Genomic DNA, 20,385 nt, shown 5'->3' on the forward strand with positions numbered 1-20,385 from the left:
GGATCGGACAGGCTGCTCACGGGGGAACGAATGTCGCAGGAACAGGTCGCGGACGCACTACCGACGGTGCTCCCGCCGTATCTCTATCTACCTTGCGCGGACGCGGTCCCGGATCCGGCCGATGCCACCGTCGACTATCGGTATCTCAGCGACGGCCGCATCGCGCTGCTCGCCTACACGGCGCTCGACCGTCTCCACTCCTGCTGCGGCGCCGGGCAACCGTGGCTGGTGCTGCCCACGCACGTGCTCCCGCGACTGCGGGAGGCACAGCCGTGGGATTCGCTGCTGCTCGACGTCCCGATACCCGAAGCGGAACGTCGGCACCCGGCCTCCGGAGACGCGAGATGAGCCTGTACGTCGATCCCGACGAACTCGATCGGGCCGCAGGCATCTACACGGGTGCGGCCACCGACACCGCGGATCTCGTCGACACCTGCCCCACGAGTGTGGACGCGGGTCTCGCGACCGGTCCGCTCACCGGCATGCTTGCGCAGATCGTCACCGACCTCGCCGGCATGGTCGAGGTGCTCGGCGGAACGGGTGGCCTGCTGACGACCACAGCGCAGACGTACCGGGAAGCCGACGACGAGGCCGCCGCCGCGCTCGTCCGGACCTGGTCGGAGTGACCGTGCCGATCGACACCTTCATCGCCGGCAACCCCACCGATATCCGACGGGTCGAGGACTGGATCCGCACGACGCTGGGCACCACGATCGGGAACGTCGCCGACGCCGCAGCCCGGGCGCGCCGCATCGCCGACGACGCTTGGGAGGGCGACGCTTCCGAGACCTATCTCGGCAGGTCGAGCGAACACGTCCACGCCATCGACGATTTCCACGCGCGGACATCGAAGACCGCCGATGTCTTCGCGGACCTGTCGGACGAACTGTCGCGCGCCCTGTCCGACATGGCCGACATCCGCGCTCGTGCCTTGGCCGCGGGATTGCCGGTCGTATGCAACACGATCGGTAATCCTCCCCCGGGTGACGACGAAGCCGCTTTCCGGAGGACCTCGGCATATCAAGAAGCGAGTGACGCCGCCGAGGCGGTGCACGCTCGCTGGTCCGTCGCAGTCGCAACCGCCACGAACACCTGGACCGGACACCCGTGGTCCGCGTCCTTCCTCGTGAGCACCGCGCTCGACTACGTCGACAAGAACCTGCAAGGCAGGATCGCGGACCTCCTCACCATGCAGCAGCACCTCCAGACCGAGGCGATCCGTGAGATGGAGCGATTTCTCTCGCTTTCGCCGGACACACCCTACGACGAGTTACGACGTCTGTTCGGTTCTGCGCGGGAACCACTCGACGATCTGGTGGCGACCACCGGACGCCTCGACGACATGGCATCGATGTCCCGGACCGCCGGCCGGGCCGCGGGGACCATAGGTCTTGTCGCCGGTGTCGGGCTCGACTATTTCGCGGGTGGTGAGTCCCTCGAACAGGCCGTGGTATCCAACGGCCTCGGTCTCGGAGCATCGATAGCCGCCGGTTCCGCGGCAGGTGCGATGGTCGGGTCGATCGTTCCGGGCGCCGGCACGGCGTTCGGAGCGGTGGTCGGCGCAGCAGCAGGGACGGTCACCGGAATCTTCACCTCCGGCGCGGTCGACAATCTCTACGAGTCGAGCACGAAATCGATCGGTGGATCCTTCAGCGCTGGCCTGGCCGAAGTCGGAAGTGCTGCAAGCGCAACCAAAGAACTCGCCGGTGCCTCCATCGGAGGATTGGCCAGGCTGGGACGAGGAGCATTCGATGCCATCTTCTGACGACCACGGTCTCCGCACCTACGGCGACTCGCGTGCCCCTTTCGTCGTTCTCGGGACCGGAATCGTCGGTCTCGTCTTCCTGCTGCTCGTCCCGGCAGTGTTGATCGAGCAGGCAGCACAGGGGGCTCCCCTCGAACTGCCCAGGGGCTGGCCGGTGATCCTGGCGCTGAGCGCCACGATCCTCATGTATCCGGTGCTCGGCTTCCTCATGTACAGCCCTCGCACGAAGGCGGACCACATCACGGCGGACACCGGATCCACGGCACCGGCGCTGGTTCTGCGGCAGTCGTCCTGGGTGTTCCGGATCGCTTTCGTCCAGATCGGAGCGTTCACGCTCATGCTCCTCGGGCTCATCTGGCTGACGGGCGAGCCCGACGAACAGCGGCTGGACATCAACGTCGTCCTGGCCGTCCTCGCCTGCGCGTGGCAGGTCGGCTACTGCTTCCTCATCGTCCGACACAAACTACGCCCCGGTTACATCACACTCTCCGCCGAGGGAATCCGCTTCAGCGATCACGCCACGGACACCTGGATCCCCTGGGAGGCAACGGCGTCCGGAGTACTGGCCGATCCCCTCTATGTCGTCGTGCCGGCCCTACCGGCGCGTGGCGCCACCACGAGTTCGCGGGTTCCACTGCCGTGGCGGATCATCGACGACCGCAAGGACGGCGACCTACGTCCCTCATCCCGACGCCACCCCGGTCATACTGCCCGCATCGACCGGCGCCGGTTCGAGATCGCTCCCGAACTCCTCGACGCCGTGCTCGACCACTATCTCCGCGACCCCGACGCTCGCGCCGAACTCGCCGATCCCGACGCTGTCGCACGCCGAGTCGACGAGCTGCGCTCCTACGCACCCGGACCGCGGTGGCGACGCTACGGTCCGGTCCCCGTGCCAACCCTGAGCACGCCGGCGCCGAGGTGACGGTCAGGCGGTCACGTCCGGATCGACGAGCCGGGTCCGCAGTGCCTGCAGGGTGTCGTCGTCGAGACCGAGTCCGGCGGCGAAGTACTGCTCGATGGTTCCGTAGCGCGACAGCGCCTCCTCGATCGCCACCTCGAGGTACTCGCGACGCACACCGAGCAGGGGTGTGATCAGTTCCGGATCGCCGCCGAGCGATGCGAACCGGGCGAAGAAGTCGTCGAAATGCGGGAGCAGTTCGTCGTTCGTGCGCAGGTAGTCGGCGAAGACGGCTTCCTGGTCGGCGCCGACGAACAGGAGCAGCGAGGCCGCCGCCCAGCCGGTGCGGTCCTTGCCGGCACTGCAGTGCACGAGCCCTGGAACGTCTCCGTGGGCGACGGTGCTCGCCAGGGTCCGGTACGACGCCACGGCACTCGGCAGCGTGACGAACTCGCGGTAGCTCTGCCGCAGGTACTCGACAGCACGACCGTCCCCGAGTGTCTGCGCCACCAGCTCCGGGTTGGATACGAGTTCCGGCAGCGCGGCCGCGATCGATCCGCTCTGCCGGTCGGCGAGGACGTCGAGCCCGAGGTGCCGGGCACCGTCGGGGACACGATCGGGACGGCGCTGCTGTTCCTCGAGCGTGCGCAGGTCGAAAACCGTCGCGATGCTCAGGGCCTCGAGGGTCTCGACGTCGGTGTCGGTCAGGCGGCTGAGGTCCGTGGAGCGGAAGACCACCCCGGTGCGGACCACGCCGCCGAACGAACTCCGGCAACCGCCGATGTCCCTCAGGTTGACCAGCGACGGAATCGCGAAGGACTCGCCGCCGGTCACGGTCTCGTCCAGTGCATCGGCCATATCCGACAAGCTACCGCCGTGCGGCCCCGAACAGGGGGACCCGCCCCGTCATTCGTACTGCGAGGTCACCCTGTCGAGCGCGTCGAGGGCCTCGTCGAGCTCGTGGGTGGTGACGATCAGCGGCGGCCGGAAGCGGATGCCGCGCGTGCCCGTCCCGATCACGAGGACGTGCTCGTCGCGGTACAGCCGTCGCAGCACCTCGTCGCGGATCTCCGGAGTCGGGAGGTCGACGGCGCACATCAGTCCGCGTCCGCGCGGCTCGGTGACGACCGGTCGTCGCGCGGCGATCTGCTGCAACCCCGACAGCAGGTGCGCTCCGCTCAACCGGGCGCGGTCGATCAGCCGGTCGTGCTCGACGACCTCGAGGATGCGACGGGCCCGCACCATGTCGGTGAGATTGCCGCCCCACGTCGAGTTGATCCGCGAACTCACGGCGAACACGTTGTCGGGCACCTCGTCGATACGTTCGCCGGCCATGATCCCGCACACCTGAGTCTTCTTGCCGAAGGCGACGATGTCGGGGGTGACGCCGAGCTGCTGGTAGGCCCATGCGGTGCCGGTCGTGCCGGCGCCGGTCTGCACCTCGTCGAAGATCAGCAGGGCGTCGTTCTCCCGGCACAGCTGTGCGATCGACCGGAAGAACTCGGGACGGAAGTGGTGGTCGCCGCCTTCCCCCTGGATCGGTTCGGCGATGAAGCATGCGATGTCGTGGGCGCGTTCGGCGAAGGCTCGTCGGGCCTGTTCGAGGGCCTTCTCCTCGGCCGCGGCGACATCACGGCCCTCGACAAGATAGGGCGCGTCGATCCGCGGCCAGTCGAACTTGGGGAACCGATCGGTCTTGACCGGATCGGTGTTCGTCAGCGACAGGGTGTACCCGGTGCGGCCGTGGAAGGCCCCGGTCAGGTGCAGCACCGAACCGCCCGGGTGGGCGGACAGACCGCGGGACTCGTTGAGGCGGCTCTTCCAGTCGAACGCCACCTTGAGCGCGTTCTCCACGGCGAGCCCACCACCGTCGACGAAGAACAGGTGCGGGAGCGCCGGGTCGCCGAGAACGCGCACGAAGGTCTCGACGAAGCGCGCCATGGGCACGGTGTAGATGTCGGAGTTGCTGGGCTTGTTCGCCGCGACGGCGGCGAGTTCGTGCGCTGTCTCCGGATCGGTCAGCGCAGGATGGTTCATCCCGAGCGTGGACGACGCGAAGAACCCGAACATGTCGAGATAGGTCGTTCCGTCCCGGGCGTCGACGAGGCGGACTCCGCGGGAGCGGTCGAGATCGAGGACGAGGTCGAAACCGTCGGCGAGCATGTGCCGGCCGAGGATGCTGTGTACCCGGTCGGGGGCGAGATTCTCGGCACCGTCCGGGTTTCGGAATGCAGTGCTCATGACCCCACCGTACGCGAGACTCAACGGGACAAACCCGGTATCACAGCAACATTTACGGCGCAGAGGCCTATCGTTCGTAAAATGTTTGCAGAACGACGGTGCTGCGGGTGGCGACATCGGCGGTCGCCCGGATCTCCTGCAGCAACCGCTCGAGAGCGCGAGGAGACTCGACACGCACGAGGAGGATGTAGCTTTCGTCGCCTGCCACCGAATGACACGATTCGATCGCGGAGATGTGCCGGAGGCGGGCCGGCGCGTCGTCGGGTTGCGACGGGTCGAGAGGGGTGATCGCCACGAACGCCGACAACATCAGCCCGAGCGCTTCGGGATCGACGCGCGCGCTGTATCCGCGGATCACGTTGCGCGCCTCGAGTCGACGCACCCGCGACTGCACGGCCGAGACGGACAATCCTGCCTTCTCGGCGAGCGCCGCGAGCGTCGCGCGACCGTCGGCGACCAGTTCGCGCAGCAGCATCCGATCGATGTCGTCCAGCGACTCCTTCGACGAGTCGTTTCTCGAGGATTCGGGCACCAGCGCAGGGTATCCGAGCAATAAAGGAGCTCACCGATGAATGCGACCACCGATCTCGCCGATCGCGCGGCGACCGCTCTGAGACAGTGCGGTGTCGACGCCCTGCCCGACGACGCGGCGCTCGCGGTGACCAGCCCGGTCGACGGCAGCGTGATCGGACACCTTCCGGTCCACTCGGCCGCCGAGGTCGACGCGACGATCACGGCGGCGGCACAGGCCTTCGAACAGTGGCGCGACGTCCCCGCTCCGGTGCGCGGCCGCGTGGTGCGACGGCTCGGCGAACTGCTCGTCGAGCACAAGCGGCATCTCGCCGAGCTCGTCACCCTGGAGGCGGGGAAGATCCCGTCGGAGGCCGCGGGCGAGGTGCAGGAGATGATCGACGTCTGTGAGTTCGCCGTCGGTCTGTCGCGACAGCTCTACGGGCGGACGATGCCGTCCGAGCGGCCCGGGCACCGGCTCATGGAGATCTGGCATCCGCTCGGCGTGGTGGGCGTGATCTCCGCGTTCAACTTTCCCGTGGCGGTGTGGTCGTGGAACACCGCGATCGCGCTGGTGTGCGGCGACCCGGTGGTGTGGAAACCGTCGGAGACCACCCCGCTCACCGCCCTCGCCTGCGACGCGCTGCTGCGCCGCGCCGCCGCCGACGTCGGCGCCCCCGGCGGTCTCCATCACCTGCTCCTCGGCGACCACAGGGTGGGTGAGGCGCTCGTCGACGATCCCCGTATCGCCCTGGTGAGTGCGACCGGCTCCACCCGGATGGGGCGGATCGTCGGGCCGCGGGTCGCGGCGAGGTTCGGTCGCTGCCTGCTCGAACTCGGCGGCAACAACGCGGCGATCGTCGCTCCGTCCGCCGATCAGGACCTCGCCGTCCGGGGCGTCGTGTTCGCCGCAGCCGGCACGGCGGGCCAGCGCTGCACCAGCCTGCGCCGGCTGATCGTGCACCGATCGATCGCCGACGAGTTCGTCGAGCGCATCGCGAAGGCGTACTCGCGTCTGCGGGTGGGGAATCCGCTGGACGAGGGTGTCCTCGTGGGTCCGCTCATCTCCGAACGGTCCTACGAGGCGATGACCGCGGCGCTCGACCGCGCGCAGACCGACGGGGGCACGCTCGTCGTCGGCGGCGAACGGGTGGAGGTCACCGGTGGTGGCGTGTACGTCTCCCCCGCACTGGTCCGGATGCCGGCGCAGACCGAGGTGGTGCGCGAGGAGACCTTCGCCCCGATCCTGTACGTCCTCGACTACGACGACCTCGACGAGGCGATCGCCTTGCACAACGGTGTACCACAGGGCCTGTCGTCGGCGATATTCACGCTCGACCAGCGCGAGGCCGAATTGTTCCTCGCCCGATCCGACTGCGGCATCGCGAATGTCAATATCGGCACCTCGGGGGCCGAGATCGGCGGCGCCTTCGGCGGGGAGAAGCACACCGGCGGCGGGCGCGAATCCGGATCGGATGCGTGGAAGGCGTACATGCGGCGGGCGACTAACACCGTCAACTACTCGACGGAGCTGCCCCTCGCCCAGGGTGTCGAATTCGGCTGATCCCGAACTCGGGGGTCCGGGCGGCTGGCTAATGGTTGCGCAGTGCGTCGATCAGTTCGTCCTTCTTCATGTCGGAGTAACCGGTCATGCCCAGTTCCTTCGCACGCTTCTTCAGGTCGTCGACCGTCCAGTCGTCATAGGAGCCGGACTTGCCACCCTTCTTCCCGACCTGCGACTTACCCTCGTTCGCAGCCGCGTTGGAGATCCGGGCCGCCTTCTCCTTGGAGGCACCGTCCTCGCGCAGGTCCTCGTACATCTTCTCGTTCTTGATCGACGGATTCGGCATCGTCTTCTCCTTTCCGTGTCCTGCGGAAGGGGTACCCGACGACACTTCACCCAATCAGAGGATCTGTGGCCTGTGACACATCCTGTGGTAGACCTGGGGCGTGTATCCAGGGAACCTGCTCGACGAACTCCGCGGGCAGCTGCCCGCCGGCGCACTGATCATCGATCCCGACATCCTCGCCGGCTACCGGCAGGACCGGGCGCAGGACCCGGACGCCGCGGTTCCCCTCGCGCTCGTACGGGCCACATCCACCGCGGACGTGCAGGCGACACTGCGGTGGGCGAACGCCCACCGGGTGCCGGTAGTGCCCCGCGGTGCCGGCACGAGTCTGTCCGGCGGGTCCGGCGGGCTCGCCGACGGGATCGTGCTCAGCACCGAGAAGATGCGGGCGATCACCGTCGACACCGCGACCCGCACCGCCGTCGTCCAGCCCGGTCTGCTCAACGTCGAGGTGAAGCAGGCCGCGGCCGAACACGGACTCTGGTATCCACCGGATCCGTCGTCGTTCGAGATCTGCACGATCGGCGGCAACGCGGCCACCAATGCCGGTGGGCTGTGCTGCGTGAAGTACGGGGTGACGACCGACTACGTGCTCGGACTCGAGGTGGTCCTCGCCGACGGTACCGCGGTGCGGCTCGGTGGTCCGCGGGTCAAGGACGTCGCGGGCCTGTCGCTGACGAAGCTGTTCGTCGGCAGCGAGGGCACTCTCGGGGTCATCACCGAGGTGACCTTGCGCCTCGTCCCACCGCCGCCACCGGCGTCCACGATGGTCGCGACCTTCGCCACCGTGCAGGCCGCCGCCGACGCGGTCGTCGCGATCACCGCGGTCCTGCGACCGGCGATGCTCGAATTCATGGACAGGGCGTCGATCGGGGCGGTGGAGGACATGCTGCGCATGGGACTCGACCGCACCGCCGAGGCCATGCTCATCGCACGCTCCGACGCACCCGGCAACGCGGCCGCGGAGGAGATCGAGATCATGGTGCGGGCCTGCCGCGAGGCCGGCGCCGACGACGTCTTCGCGACCGACGACCCCGAGGAGGGTGAGGCGTTCACCGTCGCCCGCCGCATGGCGATCCCGGCCGTCGAGCGCACCGGCAGCCTGTTGCTCGAGGACGTCGGGGTGCCGATCCCCGCACTGCCGGAACTGGTGAGCAGAATCGCCGATCTCGCAACCCGACACGACGTCACCGTCGCCGTGATCGCCCACGCCGGGGACGGCAACACCCACCCGCTGATCGTCTACGACCCCGCCGACGAGGACATGACGGCGCGGGCGCAGACGGTCTTCGGGAAGATCATGGATCTCGCGATCGAACTCGGCGGCACCATCACCGGTGAACACGGTGTCGGCCGGCTCAAGAAGGCCTGGCTACCCGATCAGGTGGGACCGGACGTGATGGCGTTGACCGAGCGGATCAAAGCCGCGCTCGACCCGAACGCGATCCTGAATCCCGGCGTGGTGATCTGATGACCCACACCACATCGGCTGCGGTCATAATCGTCGCGTGAACACCCGTGTGCCCCCGTCAACGACCGCCCTGCCGCTGCGCGAGACCAAGTACCGCGAGCTCGAACAGTATCCCGAGTTCGGCTCCGTCACGGCCTGGCTCCGCGACGTCGTGTCGTCGATCGTGCCCAACGCCCGCATGAGCGAATGCGAGTACTGGTCCGTCGTGTGTCTTCCCGCCGGCGAGCCGGACGACCCGCGGAAGCCGCTGGTGTCGGTGCACGCCGGCAACATGGCGGTCGCAGGGATGTTCCTCGACCTCTCCGACGGGCAGCGGAGCCTCGCCGGCTACGTCCGTGTGTCGGGGGCCGAGCTGGAGAAGGCGTCGGGTTCGACCCGCGAGCAGCTCGCGGCGGACTCCCCCGGCCTCTCCTTCATCGACGAGGGCTCCGTGGTGTCCGTGGTGTGGAGCGACGAACCCGCCGCGCGGGAGCAGTTCGAGGCGCTGCCGTGGCGGGCCCCGGCGCGGGCGCTCGTGACGGAACTGATGCGCGGCGGCCGCAACTCCTGGGCCGACGATCACTGCCGGCAGATCGCCCGGTTCGCGTACGACGACTGAGCGGGTTCACGTGCGGCGACTGAGTGTGTCGGTCGGCGGGTAGACGATGGGATGGTGACCGACATCCTCGATCGTTTCTCCGCGCCGACCCGGGCGTGGTTCGCCGGGGCGTTCGAGTCCCCGACCCCGGCCCAGCTCGGCGCGTGGGATTCGATCTCCTCGGGAGCCCACACGCTCGTCGTCGCCCCCACCGGGTCGGGCAAGACCCTGTCGGCGTTCCTGTGGTCGCTCGACCGGCTCTCGTCCACCCCGGCCGACGAGCACGCCGCGCGCGAGCACCGCACCCGCGTGCTGTACGTCTCGCCGCTCAAGGCCCTCGCCGTCGACGTCGAGCGCAACCTGCGGTCTCCGCTCGTCGGCATCACCCAGACCGCGAAACGGCTCGGTCTGACGCCACCCGACATCACCGTCGGTGTGCGTTCCGGCGACACCTCCCAGGCCGATCGTCGCGCCATGGCGCGCACGCCACCGGACATCCTCATCACGACGCCCGAGTCGCTCTTCCTCATGCTCACCTCGTCCGCGCGGGAGAACCTCGTCGGTGTCGAGACGGTGATCGTCGACGAGGTCCACGCGGTGGCGGGGACGAAACGCGGGGCGCATCTCGCGCTGTCGCTCGAGCGTCTCGACCAGCTCCTGCGCGCGCCGGCCCAACGCATCGGGTTGTCGGCCACCGTGCGACCGCACGAGGAGGTCGGCCGGTTCCTCGCCGGTTCCGCCCCCATCCGGATCGTCGCGCCGCCCTCGGCGAAGACGTGGGATCTCGCGGTGCGCGTACCGGTCGAGGACATGACCGAACTCGGGGTTTCCGAGCCCGACGAGGAATCGTTCTCACCCACACCGCAGGCCGGGTCGATCTGGCCGCACGTCGAGGAGCAGATCGTCGATCTCATCACCGAGCACCGGTCGACGATCGTGTTCGCCAATTCCCGGCGACTGTCCGAACGTCTCACCGCCCGGCTCAACGAGATCCAGGCCGAACGCCTCGGCGAGCAGGTGGACCGCGAGGGCGCACCGCCTTCGCAGCTCGGATCGCCCACCGAGACCACCGCCGGCGCTGCACCCGTGCTCGCTCGCGCCCACCACGGGTCGGTGAGCAAGGACCAGCGCGCTCTGATCGAGGACGATCTCAAGTCGGGCCGGTTGCGGTGCGTGGTGGCGACGTCGAGTCTCGAACTCGGCATCGACATGGGTGCGGTCGATCTCGTGATCCAGGTCGAGGCTCCGCCCTCGGTGGCCAGCGGTCTGCAGCGCGTCGGTCGCGCCGGGCACCAGGTGGGCGAGACCTCACGCGGCGTGCTGTTCCCCAAGCACCGCACCGATCTCGTGCACTGCGCGGTGACCGTCGAGCGGATGGTCGAGGGACACATCGAGGCGCTGCAGGTCCCGGCGAATCCACTGGACGTGCTCGCCCAGCAGACGGTCGCGGCCACGGCCCTCGAACCCGTCGACGTCGACGACTGGTTCGACACGGTGCGGCGCAGCGGATCGTTCGCGACGCTCTCCCGCGGCGTCTACGAATCCGTCCTCGACCTGCTCGCCGGCCGCTATCCGTCCGACGAGTTCGCCGAGCTCCGTCCCCGGGTGGTATGGGACCGCACGGCCGGCACCCTCATCGGCAGGCCCGGCGCCCAACGGCTCGCCGTCACCTCCGGCGGCACGATCCCCGACCGCGGCCTGTTCACCGTGTACATGGTCGGCGAGAAGAACACGCGGGTGGGCGAACTCGACGAGGAGATGGTCTACGAGTCGCGAGTGGGTGACGTCTTCGCGCTCGGTGCCACCAGCTGGCGGATCGAGGAGATCACCTTCGACCGGGTGCTGGTCTCCCCCGCCTACGGCCGGCCCGGCCGGTTGCCCTTCTGGCACGGCGACAGTCAGGGTCGACCCGCCGAACTCGGTGCCGCGCTCGGCGCATTCCTGCGCGAGATGGGCCACGCCTCGCCGGAGGACGCCGAGACCCGCTGCCGCAAAGGTGGTCTCGACGACTACGCCACCGGAAATCTCATCCGTCTGCTCGACGAGCAGCGCACCGCCACCGGTCACCTGCCCACCGACCGAACACTCGTCGTCGAACGGTTCCGCGACGAACTCGGCGACTGGCGGCTGGTGCTGCACTCGCCGTTCGGGTTGCGAGTGCACGCGCCGTGGGCGCTCGCGGTGGGCGCGCGGCTGCTCGAACGCTACGGCATCGAATCGCACCCCACCCCGTCCGACGACGGCATCATCGTCCGACTGCCCGACACCGACGACGCCCCGCCCGGCTCGGAGATCTTCGTCTTCGACACCGAGGAGATCGACGACATCGTCACCGAACAGGTCGGCGGCTCCGCGTTGTTCGCGTCCCGCTTCCGGGAGTGCGCGGCGCGGGCCCTGCTCCTGCCCCGCCGCAACCCGGGCAAGCGCGCCCCGCTGTGGCAGCAGCGCCAACGATCGGCGCAACTGCTCGACGTCGCTCGCCGCTTTCCCGACTTCCCGATCCTGCTCGAGACGGTGCGCGAGTGCCTGCAGGACGTCTACGACCTGCCTGCTCTGCGCGACCTGCTCGGCAGCATCGCCCAGCGCAAGATCCGGCTGGTGGAGGTCGAGACCCCCACGGCCTCACCGTTCGCGACGTCGCTGCTGTTCTCCTATGTGGGTGAGTTCCTGTACGAGGGCGACAGCCCGCTCGCCGAACGTCGGGCCGCGGCACTGTCGCTCGACTCGACGCTGCTCGCCGAACTTCTCGGCCGGGTCGAGCTGCGCGAACTGCTCGACGCCGACGTCATCACCGAGGCCGAGCACGAACTGCAACGCCTGACCCCGCAGCGACGCGCACGCGACGCCGAGGGCGTCGCCGATCTGCTGCGTCTGCTCGGTCCGCTCACCGAGGCCGAGCTGCGCGAGCGCACCACCGACGACCCGACGTCCTGGATCGAGGATCTCGAAGCGCAACGCCGCGCGTTGCGTGTCTCGTACGCGGGTGAGCACCGATGGGCGGCGGTCGAGGACGCCTCACGGCTGCGCGACGCGCTGGGCGTGCCCCTGCCGATCGGGGTCCCGACGGTGTTCGTCGAACCGGTCCCCGACCCGCTCGGCGATCTGATCGCCCGGCACGCCCGCACCCACGGCCCGTTCACCACCGCGCAGGCCGCCGCCCGGTTCGGACTGGGCACGGCGGTCGTCGAATCCGTCCTCGGCCGGCTCGCGTCCGAGAAGCGCGTCACGGCAGGCGAATTCCGCCCGGGTGCGAGCGGATCGGAATGGTGCGACACGGAGGTGCTCCGAAGGCTGCGGCGCCGGTCGCTCGCCGCCGCCCGGCAGGACGTCGAACCCGTCAGTACCACGACCCTCGGACGATTCCTGCCCGACTGGCACCACCTCGGCACCGGCCCGGGCACGAGTGCGCTCTACGGCATCGACGGTGTCCTCACCGTCGTCGAACAACTCGCCGGGGTACCGGTGCCCGCGAGCGCCCTCGAACCGCTGATCCTCGCTCCCCGCGTGCGCGACTACACCCCGACGATGCTCGACGAACTCACCACGACCGGTGAGGTCCTGTGGTCGGGTGCCGGGTCCATCTCCGGGAAGGACGGCTGGGTGGCACTGCATCCGGCCGATCTGGCCCCGGCGAGCCTCGCTCCGGTCGACGACATCGAGCTGGGGCCGGTGCACCGGGCGATCCTCGAGTCGCTCTCGGGCGGCGGCGCGTACTTCTTCCGGCAACTCGTCGACGCCGTCACCGTCCTCCACACCACGGCGAGCGACACGACGGTCGCCGACGCCCTGTGGGAGCTGGTGTGGAGCGGGCATATCGCGGGCGACACCCTCGCCCCGCTGCGCGCCCTGATCGGCGACACCTCCCGTGCCAAGCCCGCCCACCGCACCCCGCGCCGGGCGCCGCGCGCCCGGATGTACCGGGCCCGGCCCACGCTGCCGAGCCGCACCGGGCCACCGACCGTGAGCGGGCGCTGGTCGATGCTGCCCGAACGCGAGACCGACGCGACGGTCCGCGCACACACCACCGCCGAGCTGCTGCTCGAGCGGTACGGCGTGGTCACCCGCGGTGTCGTCGTCGGCGAGGGTGTGCCCGGCGGATTCGCGACGATGTACAAGGTGCTCAGCCGGTTCGAGGAGACGGGCCGGTGCCGCCGCGGTTACTTCGTCGATTCGCTGGGCGGAGCGCAGTTCTCGACACCGTCGGTCGTCGACCGTCTCCGGTCGTTCTCGGATTCGATCGAGGGCCGGCACTCGGAGACCGCGGCCGTCACCCTCGCGGCGTGCGATCCGGCCAACCCGTACGGTGCGGCACTGCCGTGGCCGAAGTCGTCGGCCGACGACGACGCGCCGCGGCACCGGCCGGGCCGCAAGGCCGGTGGACTCGTGGTGCTCGTCGACGGGGCGCTCGTGCTGTTCGTCGAACGCGGCGGACGCACGCTGCTCACCTTCGACGACGATCCGGGCCGGTTGCGCAGCGCATGCGCGTCGCTCGCTGCGAGCGTCAAACGCGGTGGTGTCGACAAGATCGTCGTCGAGAAGGTCGACGGTGAGACGATCCATGGGCACGAGTTCGCCGGATATCTTGCCGAAGCGGGATTCTCGGCGACCCCGCGCGGCTACCGGCTGAGGTTCTGACGTGCCCGAGGGAGACACCGTGTTCCGCGCCGCGTACCGCCTCCGAACGGCACTGGAGGGAAAGATGCTCACAGAGACGGACTTCCGTGTTCCGCGTTTCGCCACGGCCGATTTCACCGGGTGCACGGTCGACGAAGTGGTCTCGCGGGGCAAGCACCTACTCGTCCGCGTCGCCGACGTCTCGATCCATTCGCACCTGAAGATGGAAGGCGAATGGCACGTCTATCCGCGCGGAACACGGTGGCGCAAGCCCGGATACAAGGCGCGCATCGTGCTCGGCACCGAGGACGTGCAGGCGGTGGGTTTCGAACTCGGCATCGTCGAGGTGCTCGCCCGTGACCGGGAGGACGACGCCGTGGGCCATCTCGGGCCGGATCTGCTCGGTCCCGATTGGGATCCCGAGCGTGCGGCGGCGAATCTCGTGCGCGACCCGGACCGTCCGATCGGGGTGGCCCTGCTCGATCAGCGCATCATGGCCGGCGTCGGGAACGTGTACCGCTCCGAATTGTGCTTCCTGCGGGGCGTCGATCCGTGGACCCCGGTCGCGCAGGCCGGGGATCCCGCTGCGTGGGTCGACCTCACGCATCGGTTGCTGGTCGCGAACCGCGACCGGACGACCCGTATCACCACCGGCGACCGTCGTCCGGGCCACAATCTGTGGGTCTACGGGCGTCGCGGGAAGCCGTGCAGACGCTGCCATACCCCGATCCGGTTCGGCGAGATCGGCACCGCGACCGATCCCGAGCGGGTGGTCTACCGGTGCCCGCGATGTCAGCCGCGCCCGGAAGGATCCCCGCCCTGATCGCCCTGTAGACACGCCGCCCTGCCGGCGTCCTCGACGAGCGCGACGCAGTGCCGGACGAGGGTGTCTCGCGACACGGCGAGGTCGCCTTCGAGGTACCTCATGAACAGGCTGGTGAGGGCGCCGACGGCACCCACGGCCACCATGTGGCGCTGTCCCTCGTCGCCACCCGGGGGTAGTTGGTCGCGGACCAGCGCGACGAAGGCCGGGGCGAGTTCGATACCGCGCCGACTGATTGTGGGTTCGCGCAGCGGGGCGAGGAGGAGCACGCGTCCCTTCGCGGGGTCGTCGACCATGAGCTCGACGAACGCCCGCACCGCGGCCTCGGCCCGGCCGAGGGTGGGGGCGGACAGTACCGCCTCGGTCAGCGCGTCGCGGGCGCGGTCGGCGACGTGGTCGTAGACCTCGCGGACGAAGGTGTCGCGGTCGGTGAAGCTCTCGTAGAAGTACCGTTCGGTGAGTTCGGCGGCCCGGCACACGGCCCTGACGTTCGCTGCCGCGCCGTCGGGCGGTCCGAGCAGGTCGACGCCCACCGCGAGGAGGCGTTCCCTGCGCAGCCGACGGCGTTCGTCGATGCCGACGCCCGCCCAGCTGCGGCGCGTGGTGTCCACCTTGTCGCTTCCCGTCGTCGACTGCATGCCCGACGGACCCCTGACAACATGCGTAGTCAGGGGTCCGTCGGGCCGGACACCGCCGAGTCGTCGCACCACGCGGCACCGCGCCCTGCGCGGCCGGAACCACCGGAACCCCTGGGCCCCGATTCGTTGACCTGGCGATACTTCGGCGGCCGGCGCGGCATGCTCTTCGGCCGTGGGCGGGGTCGATGCAGAACATGCATCCCGGACTCGGCGCCGGGGTCGAGGAGCACTCGAAGTTCTTCGACGAACGGGGGGAACGGCTCTACCGATCGCTGTACCCGATCTACGGCGTCGTCTTCGACGGTCCCCGCGCCCCGGAGACCGCAGCGAAGGTGCGCGGCTACCACAACACCATCAAGGGGATCGACAAGAAGGGCCGCAGGTACCACACACTCGACCCCGACACCTTCTACTGGGCGCACGCGACCTTCTTCTACAGCCTCGTCGTCTCCATCGAGTGGTTCGACGGCCCGCTCACCCTCGAACAGAAGCACCGCCTGTTCGACGAGCACGTGCAGTGGTACCGGCTGTACGGCATGCCGATGCACTCGGTCCCCGCATCCTGGGAGGACTTCCTCGAGTACTGGGACCGCGGTGCCGCACCGTGCTCGAGGACAACAAGGCCACCCGAGACGTACTCGACCTGTCGAATCTCGACCGTCCGCCCTTCCTGCGGTGGTTCCCCGAAGAGGTGTGGAAGTTGATCCGCCCGCTGGTGACGGCCGGTTTCCTGTGGCTCACCGTCGGGTTGTACGACCCGCCGGTGCGCGAGCTGCTCGGCTACCGATGGAGCCGACCGGAGGCGGCACCGCACGCTCTCGTCGGTCGCGCCATCGGACTCGGCACGAAACTCGTTCCGTGGCGATACCGCTACCACCCGCGGATGCACTACAGCCCGAAGGTGACGGATCGCCACCGTCCCACTTCTGTTTCACCCTGACGCACCCTTCCGGTAGCGGCGTCGACGAGGGCGTTCTGTGTCACGCTAGCGAGGTGTCCACGCCCTCGTACCTGTCGTCCGGACGGCGCCGCCCTCTGTCCCCGGAGTCGGCGGCCTCCCGCATCAGCGCCTACGTCTACGGCAACATCCTGGTGCTGGCCGCGCTCGTCCCCATCACGACCTCGCCCGAGTACATCGGGATCGCGATCGTGATCGGCACCGCACTCTCGACGTTCATCGCCCATGTCTTCGCGGAGTCGGTCGCTCAGTCCGTTCGTTCGGGTGCTCAACTCACGCGCAGCGAACGCATCGAGGAACTCCGCGACTCCGTTCCCATCCTGTCGTCGGCGGTATTGCCCTGTCTCGTGCTCGCCACGGCCTGGGTCGGCTGGCTCGAGCCCCGGACGGCCCACATCCTCGCCGAGGTCGCCGTGCTGATCCGTATCGGCTCGACCGTATTCGTCGTGCGCCGGTTACAGAATCGCAGCCCGACCCACCGGACCGTGGCGGCCGCGGTGGGGGTGGCTCTGATCGCGACGGTCGTGGTCGTCGTGAAGGTCGTGCTCACGCACTGACCGCCGCGAAGGCGGTGTCACGCACTGACCGCCGCGAAGGCGGTGCTCACGCACCGACACCCGTCACGAACCGCCCGCGGCTACGTGATGGGCACCGGTTCGAGGATCTCCGGCCGGGCCTCCGGGGCCGCTGCCCGGAGCGCGTCCGCGGATTCGTCGTCGGGTCGGTTCTGCGACTCGATCTCCGCCTCGACGCGCGCCCGGTAGGTCGCGACCTCCCGGTCGATCGTCGCGTCGTCCCAGCCGAGGACCGGAGCGACCAGCCGGGCCGTCTGCTCCGCACAGTGCAGCCCGCGGTGCGGGTATTCGATCGAGATCCGGGTCCGGCGCGCCAGGAGGTCCTCGAGATGTAGGGCTCCTTCGGCCGCAGCGCCGTAGACCATCTCGACCTGCAGGTACTGGGGGGCATCGGTCAGCGGTTCGAGCAACTCGGGCCGGCCCTTCGCGAGGCTCAGCACGTCCTCGACGAGGGAGCCGTAGCGGTCGAGCAGATGCTTGACGCGGTAGGGATGCAGACCGTACTGCTCGGCGAGATGCATGGTCTGGTTGACCAGCGCGAAGTACCCGTCGGCCCCGACGAGGGGCACCTTCTCGGTGATCGACGACGCGATCCGGGCCGGGATGTCCTCGGCCGCGAGATCGACGGCGTCCTCGGCCATGACGCGGTAGGTCGTGTACTTGCCACCGGCGATCGCCACGAGCCCCGGCGCCACCCGCGCGACGGCGTGTTCACGCGAGAGCTTGGACGTCTCGTCGCTCTCCCCCGCCAGCAGCGGGCGCAGACCAGCGTAGACACCGTCGATGTCGTCGTGGGTGAGCGGGACGACGAGTACGCGGTTGACGTGGTCGAGGATGTAGTCGATGTCGGCCTTCGTCGCTGCCGGGTGCGCCAGGTCGAGATTCCAGTCGGTGTCGGTGGTGCCGATGATCCAGTGGTTGCCCCACGGGATGACGAACAGCACCGACTTCTCGGTACGCAGGATGATCGCCGAATCGCTGACGATCCGGTCGCGGGGCACGACGATGTGCACGCCCTTCGACGCGCGGACCCGGAATCGGCCGCGCTGCCGCGACAACGACTGGATCTCGTCGGTCCACACACCGGTTGCGTTGATCACCGCGTGCGCCCGCACCTCGGTGACCGAACCGTCCTCGCTGTCGCGCACCCGCACACCCGACACGCGGTCGGCCTCGCGCAGGAAACCGACGACCTGCGTCGACGTACGCACCACCGCACCGTAGTGCGCGGCCGTCCGCGCGACGGTCATGGTGTGCCGGGCGTCGTCGACGACCGTGTCGTAGTAGCGGATTCCGCCGACGAGCGAATTGCGCTTGAGACCGGGAACCATCCGCAGGGCGCCCGAGCGGGTCAGGTGCTTCTGCGCCGGAACGGACTTCGCGCCGCCGAGACGGTCGTAGAGGAAGATACCCGCCGCGACGTAGGGCCGCTCCCACACCCGATGGGTGAGCGGGAAGAGGAACTTCAACGGCCTGACCAGGTGCGGGGCCAGGGTCGTCAATGCGAGTTCGCGCTCGCGCAAGGCTTCTCGCACCAGACCGAATTCGAGCTGTTCGAGATAGCGCAGGCCGCCGTGGAACATCTTCGACGACCGGCTCGACGTGCCGGACGCGAAGTCGCGGGCCTCGACGAGAGCGACTCGCAGGCCCCGGGTTGCGGCGTCGAGCGCTGCTCCCGCCCCGACGACACCACCGCCGATGACGACGACGTCGAACTGTTCGGTGGCGAGACGACGCCAGGCGTCGGCGCGCTGTTGCGGTCCGAGGAGTTGCACACCCGATTGGTTGGTCACCGCACCTGCTCCCGTGAGTCGTCGACGTATCCCGATCAAGGGTAGTAGCTTCGGACCCGCAGCGCGCAGCGGAAGCGTTGCCGAACCGAGCCGTCCCCTTCACCCGAGGATCACCTGTGAACCAGTTCATCGCGGCGATCGACCAGGGCACCACGTCCAGCCGGTGCATCATCTTCGACCACGACGGGCGCATCGTCTCGCTCGCGCAGAAGGAACACCGCCAGTTCTTCCCGCGGTCGGGATGGGTCGAACACGACCCGGAAGAGCTGTGGCTCAACACCCGTGAGGTGGGCGCCGCAGCACTCGCCAAAGCGGATCTGCGACGCAACGACGTCGCGGCGATCGGCCTGACGAACCAGCGCGAGACCACGGTGGTGTGGGACCGCACCACCGGAAAACCGGTGTACAACGCGATCGTCTGGCAGGACACCCGCACCGACAGGCTCGTCGAGGAGCTTGCCGGCGACGCCGGGCCCGACCGCTACCGCGAGATCACCGGACTACCGCTGTCGACCTATTTCGCCGGACCGAAGGTGCGGTGGATCCTCGACAACGTCGACGGTGCCCGAGAGCGCGCCGAGGCCGGCGACCTCGCGTTCGGCACCATCGACAGCTGGATCCTGTGGAATCTCACCGGTGGTGTCGGCGAGGAGGGTCAGCCACCCGGACTGCACATCACCGATGTGACCAACGCCTCCCGGACGCTGCTGATGAATCTCGGGACACAGCAGTGGGATCCGGCGATCTGTGCCGAACTCGGCATCCCGGAGTCGATGCTGCCGGAGATCCGCAGTTCGTCGGAGGTGTACGGGCACGCCCGCGAGCGCGGACCGCTCGCCGGGGTCCCGGTCGCCGGCATCCTCGGCGACCAGCAGGCCGCGACCTTCGGCCAGGGCTGCCTGTCCCCCGGCGAGGCGAAGAACACCTACGGCACCGGCAACTTCCTGCTGCTCAACACCGGCACGACCCCGGTGCGCAGCGAGCACGGCTTGATCACCACCGTCTGTTATCGCATAGGTGACGCCCCCGCGGTCTACGCCCTCGAAGGTTCGGTGGCCGTGACCGGTTCGCTCGTGCAGTGGCTGCGCGACAATCTCGGGTTGATCCGGTCCGCCGACGAGATCGAAGCGCTCGCCACGAGCGTCCCTGACAACGGCGGGGCGTATTTCGTGCCGGCCTTCTCGGGATTGTTCGCGCCGCGCTGGCGACCCGACGCCCGCGGCGTCATCGCCGGCCTGACGCGCTTCGTCGAGAAGGGCCACCTCGCGCGGGCGGCGCTCGAGGCGACGGCCTACCAGACGCGGGAGGTCATCGAGGCGATGAACGCCGACTCCGGGGTCGACCTGCGCACCCTCAAGGTCGACGGCGGCATGGTCGCCAACGATCTGCTCATGCAATTCCAGTCGGACATCCTCGGTGTGCCGGTGGTACGACCCACCGTTTCCGAGACCACCGCACTCGGCGCCGCCTACGCGGCCGGTCTCGCCGTCGGCTTCTGGGAGGACGAGGAGGACATCCGCCGCAACTGGACCGCGGACCGCACGTGGGAGCCGGCGATGCCGGTCGACGAACGCGAGCGCCTGTTCGGCGAATGGAACAAGGCGGTCGAACGCACCTACGACTGGGCCTGAGCAGGGCGGGATCGCCGCGAATCCCGCCCCGTCCGGTG

General features: G+C 69.0%; 17 protein-coding genes and 1 pseudogene. 12 read left to right on the top strand and 6 right to left on the bottom strand.

What is annotated here, in order from left to right; genetic code table 11:
* Window positions 1-30 precede the first annotated feature (30 nt).
* Genes RBB84_RS12570 through RBB84_RS12585 form a run of 4 tightly spaced genes read left to right on the top strand, consistent with a single transcriptional unit; the run spans window position 31 to window position 2,690 of the window.
* Entirely contained in the window at window positions 31-348 is a 318-nt protein-coding gene (locus tag RBB84_RS12570) for an SAV_915 family protein (protein WP_052040029.1), read from the top strand.
* Window positions 345-626: a hypothetical protein gene (locus tag RBB84_RS12575; RefSeq protein ID WP_006550170.1), complete on the top strand. Its 282-nt coding sequence runs from the start codon at window positions 345-347 to the stop codon at window positions 624-626. Before RBB84_RS12570 ends, RBB84_RS12575 begins: the two co-directional genes overlap by 4 nt.
* A complete protein-coding gene (locus RBB84_RS12580; RefSeq protein ID WP_033097081.1) occupies window positions 623-1,765 on the top strand; it encodes a hypothetical protein in 1,143 nt (380 codons plus the stop codon). The genes RBB84_RS12575 and RBB84_RS12580 overlap by 4 nt, the downstream gene beginning before the upstream one ends.
* On the top strand, window positions 1,752-2,690 hold the full coding sequence (locus RBB84_RS12585; RefSeq protein ID WP_033097080.1) for a hypothetical protein: 939 nt from the start codon (window positions 1,752-1,754) through the stop codon (window positions 2,688-2,690). The genes RBB84_RS12580 and RBB84_RS12585 overlap by 14 nt, the downstream gene beginning before the upstream one ends.
* Before the next feature lie 3 nt (window positions 2,691-2,693).
* Here RBB84_RS12585 and RBB84_RS12590 read toward each other — a convergent pair whose 3' ends face one another.
* From RBB84_RS12590 to RBB84_RS12600, 3 genes are all read right to left on the bottom strand, one after another.
* Complete coding sequence (locus RBB84_RS12590) at window positions 2,694-3,524, bottom strand: tyrosine-protein phosphatase (RefSeq protein ID WP_052040028.1); 831 nt, start codon at window positions 3,522-3,524, stop codon at window positions 2,694-2,696.
* A 48-nt stretch (window positions 3,525-3,572) separates the two neighbouring features.
* Window positions 3,573-4,907 carry an L-lysine 6-transaminase gene (gene lat / locus RBB84_RS12595; protein ID WP_033097079.1) on the bottom strand — a complete coding sequence of 445 codons (1,335 nt, stop codon included), beginning with the start codon at window positions 4,905-4,907 and terminating at the stop codon, window positions 3,573-3,575.
* Window positions 4,908-4,974: 67 nt separating this feature from the next.
* Window positions 4,975-5,382, bottom strand: coding sequence for an Lrp/AsnC family transcriptional regulator (locus tag RBB84_RS12600; RefSeq protein ID WP_231911950.1), 408 nt, complete (start codon window positions 5,380-5,382; stop codon window positions 4,975-4,977).
* Window positions 5,383-5,475: 93 nt separating this feature from the next.
* Here RBB84_RS12600 and RBB84_RS12605 point away from each other — a divergent pair, with 93 nt between their 5' ends.
* Window positions 5,476-6,981: an aldehyde dehydrogenase family protein gene (locus tag RBB84_RS12605; RefSeq protein ID WP_033097077.1), complete on the top strand. Its 1,506-nt coding sequence runs from the start codon at window positions 5,476-5,478 to the stop codon at window positions 6,979-6,981.
* A gap of 28 nt (window positions 6,982-7,009) precedes the next feature.
* Here RBB84_RS12605 and RBB84_RS12610 read toward each other — a convergent pair whose 3' ends face one another.
* A complete protein-coding gene (locus RBB84_RS12610) occupies window positions 7,010-7,267 on the bottom strand; it encodes a Rho termination factor N-terminal domain-containing protein (protein ID WP_006550162.1) in 258 nt (85 codons plus the stop codon).
* Between the two features lie 100 nt (window positions 7,268-7,367).
* Here RBB84_RS12610 and RBB84_RS12615 point away from each other — a divergent pair, with 100 nt between their 5' ends.
* From RBB84_RS12615 to RBB84_RS12630, 4 genes are read left to right on the top strand one after another with little or no spacing between them, the layout of a single operon-like run.
* A complete protein-coding gene (locus RBB84_RS12615) occupies window positions 7,368-8,738 on the top strand; it encodes an FAD-linked oxidase C-terminal domain-containing protein (protein ID WP_006550161.1) in 1,371 nt (456 codons plus the stop codon).
* 37 nt (window positions 8,739-8,775) lie between these two features.
* On the top strand, window positions 8,776-9,336 hold the full coding sequence (locus RBB84_RS12620) for a hypothetical protein (RefSeq protein WP_006550159.1): 561 nt from the start codon (window positions 8,776-8,778) through the stop codon (window positions 9,334-9,336).
* Between the two features lie 51 nt (window positions 9,337-9,387).
* Window positions 9,388-13,950 (top strand): ATP-dependent helicase, encoded by a 4,563-nt coding sequence (locus tag RBB84_RS12625; protein ID WP_033097076.1) that lies wholly within the window; start codon window positions 9,388-9,390, stop codon window positions 13,948-13,950.
* A 1-nt stretch (window position 13,951) separates the two neighbouring features.
* The gene (locus RBB84_RS12630) at window positions 13,952-14,752 is read left to right on the top strand and encodes a DNA-formamidopyrimidine glycosylase family protein (protein ID WP_033097075.1); all 801 of its coding nucleotides are present in this window, start codon (window positions 13,952-13,954) and stop codon (window positions 14,750-14,752) included.
* Here RBB84_RS12630 and RBB84_RS12635 read toward each other — a convergent pair.
* Complete coding sequence (locus RBB84_RS12635) at window positions 14,722-15,390, bottom strand: TetR/AcrR family transcriptional regulator (protein ID WP_052040027.1); 669 nt, start codon at window positions 15,388-15,390, stop codon at window positions 14,722-14,724. The genes RBB84_RS12630 and RBB84_RS12635 overlap by 31 nt on opposite strands.
* A 159-nt stretch (window positions 15,391-15,549) precedes the next feature.
* Here RBB84_RS12635 and RBB84_RS12640 point away from each other — a divergent pair.
* Both RBB84_RS12640 and RBB84_RS12645 read left to right on the top strand, forming a co-directional pair.
* Window positions 15,550-16,183, top strand: a pseudogene (locus RBB84_RS12640) (oxygenase MpaB family protein); the annotation flags it as partial.
* Window positions 16,184-16,383: 200 nt separating this feature from the next.
* Window positions 16,384-16,905 carry a hypothetical protein gene (locus RBB84_RS12645; RefSeq protein WP_006550155.1) on the top strand — a complete coding sequence of 174 codons (522 nt, stop codon included), beginning with the start codon at window positions 16,384-16,386 and terminating at the stop codon, window positions 16,903-16,905.
* A gap of 80 nt (window positions 16,906-16,985) precedes the next feature.
* Here the strand turns inward: RBB84_RS12645 and glpD are convergent, their stop codons facing one another.
* Window positions 16,986-18,716: a glycerol-3-phosphate dehydrogenase gene (glpD, locus tag RBB84_RS12650; protein WP_019288535.1), complete on the bottom strand. Its 1,731-nt coding sequence runs from the start codon at window positions 18,714-18,716 to the stop codon at window positions 16,986-16,988.
* A 116-nt stretch (window positions 18,717-18,832) separates the two neighbouring features.
* Here glpD and glpK point away from each other — a divergent pair, with 116 nt between their 5' ends.
* Complete coding sequence (glpK, locus tag RBB84_RS12655; RefSeq protein ID WP_033097074.1) at window positions 18,833-20,347, top strand: glycerol kinase GlpK; 1,515 nt, start codon at window positions 18,833-18,835, stop codon at window positions 20,345-20,347.
* Window positions 20,348-20,385 lie beyond the last annotated feature (38 nt).

This window comes from Rhodococcus sp. D-6 (assembly GCF_040256695.1).
Taxonomy (GTDB): Bacteria; Actinomycetota; Actinomycetes; order Mycobacteriales; family Mycobacteriaceae; genus Rhodococcus; species Rhodococcus pyridinivorans.

Coding starts and splice junctions, on each gene's coding strand:
- RBB84_RS12570 (WP_052040029.1), top strand. CDS start 31: ATGTCGCAGGAACAGGTCGCGGACGCACTACCGACGGTGCTCCCGCCG.
- RBB84_RS12575 (WP_006550170.1), top strand. CDS start 345: ATGAGCCTGTACGTCGATCCCGACGAACTCGATCGGGCCGCAGGCATC.
- RBB84_RS12585 (WP_033097080.1), top strand. CDS start 1,752: ATGCCATCTTCTGACGACCACGGTCTCCGCACCTACGGCGACTCGCGT.
- RBB84_RS12590 (WP_052040028.1), bottom strand. CDS start 3,524: ATGGCCGATGCACTGGACGAGACCGTGACCGGCGGCGAGTCCTTCGCG.
- lat (WP_033097079.1), bottom strand. CDS start 4,907: ATGAGCACTGCATTCCGAAACCCGGACGGTGCCGAGAATCTCGCCCCC.
- RBB84_RS12600 (WP_231911950.1), bottom strand. CDS start 5,382: ATGCTGCTGCGCGAACTGGTCGCCGACGGTCGCGCGACGCTCGCGGCG.
- RBB84_RS12605 (WP_033097077.1), top strand. CDS start 5,476: ATGAATGCGACCACCGATCTCGCCGATCGCGCGGCGACCGCTCTGAGA.
- RBB84_RS12610 (WP_006550162.1), bottom strand. CDS start 7,267: ATGCCGAATCCGTCGATCAAGAACGAGAAGATGTACGAGGACCTGCGC.
- RBB84_RS12625 (WP_033097076.1), top strand. CDS start 9,388: ATGGTGACCGACATCCTCGATCGTTTCTCCGCGCCGACCCGGGCGTGG.
- RBB84_RS12635 (WP_052040027.1), bottom strand. CDS start 15,390: ATGCAGTCGACGACGGGAAGCGACAAGGTGGACACCACGCGCCGCAGC.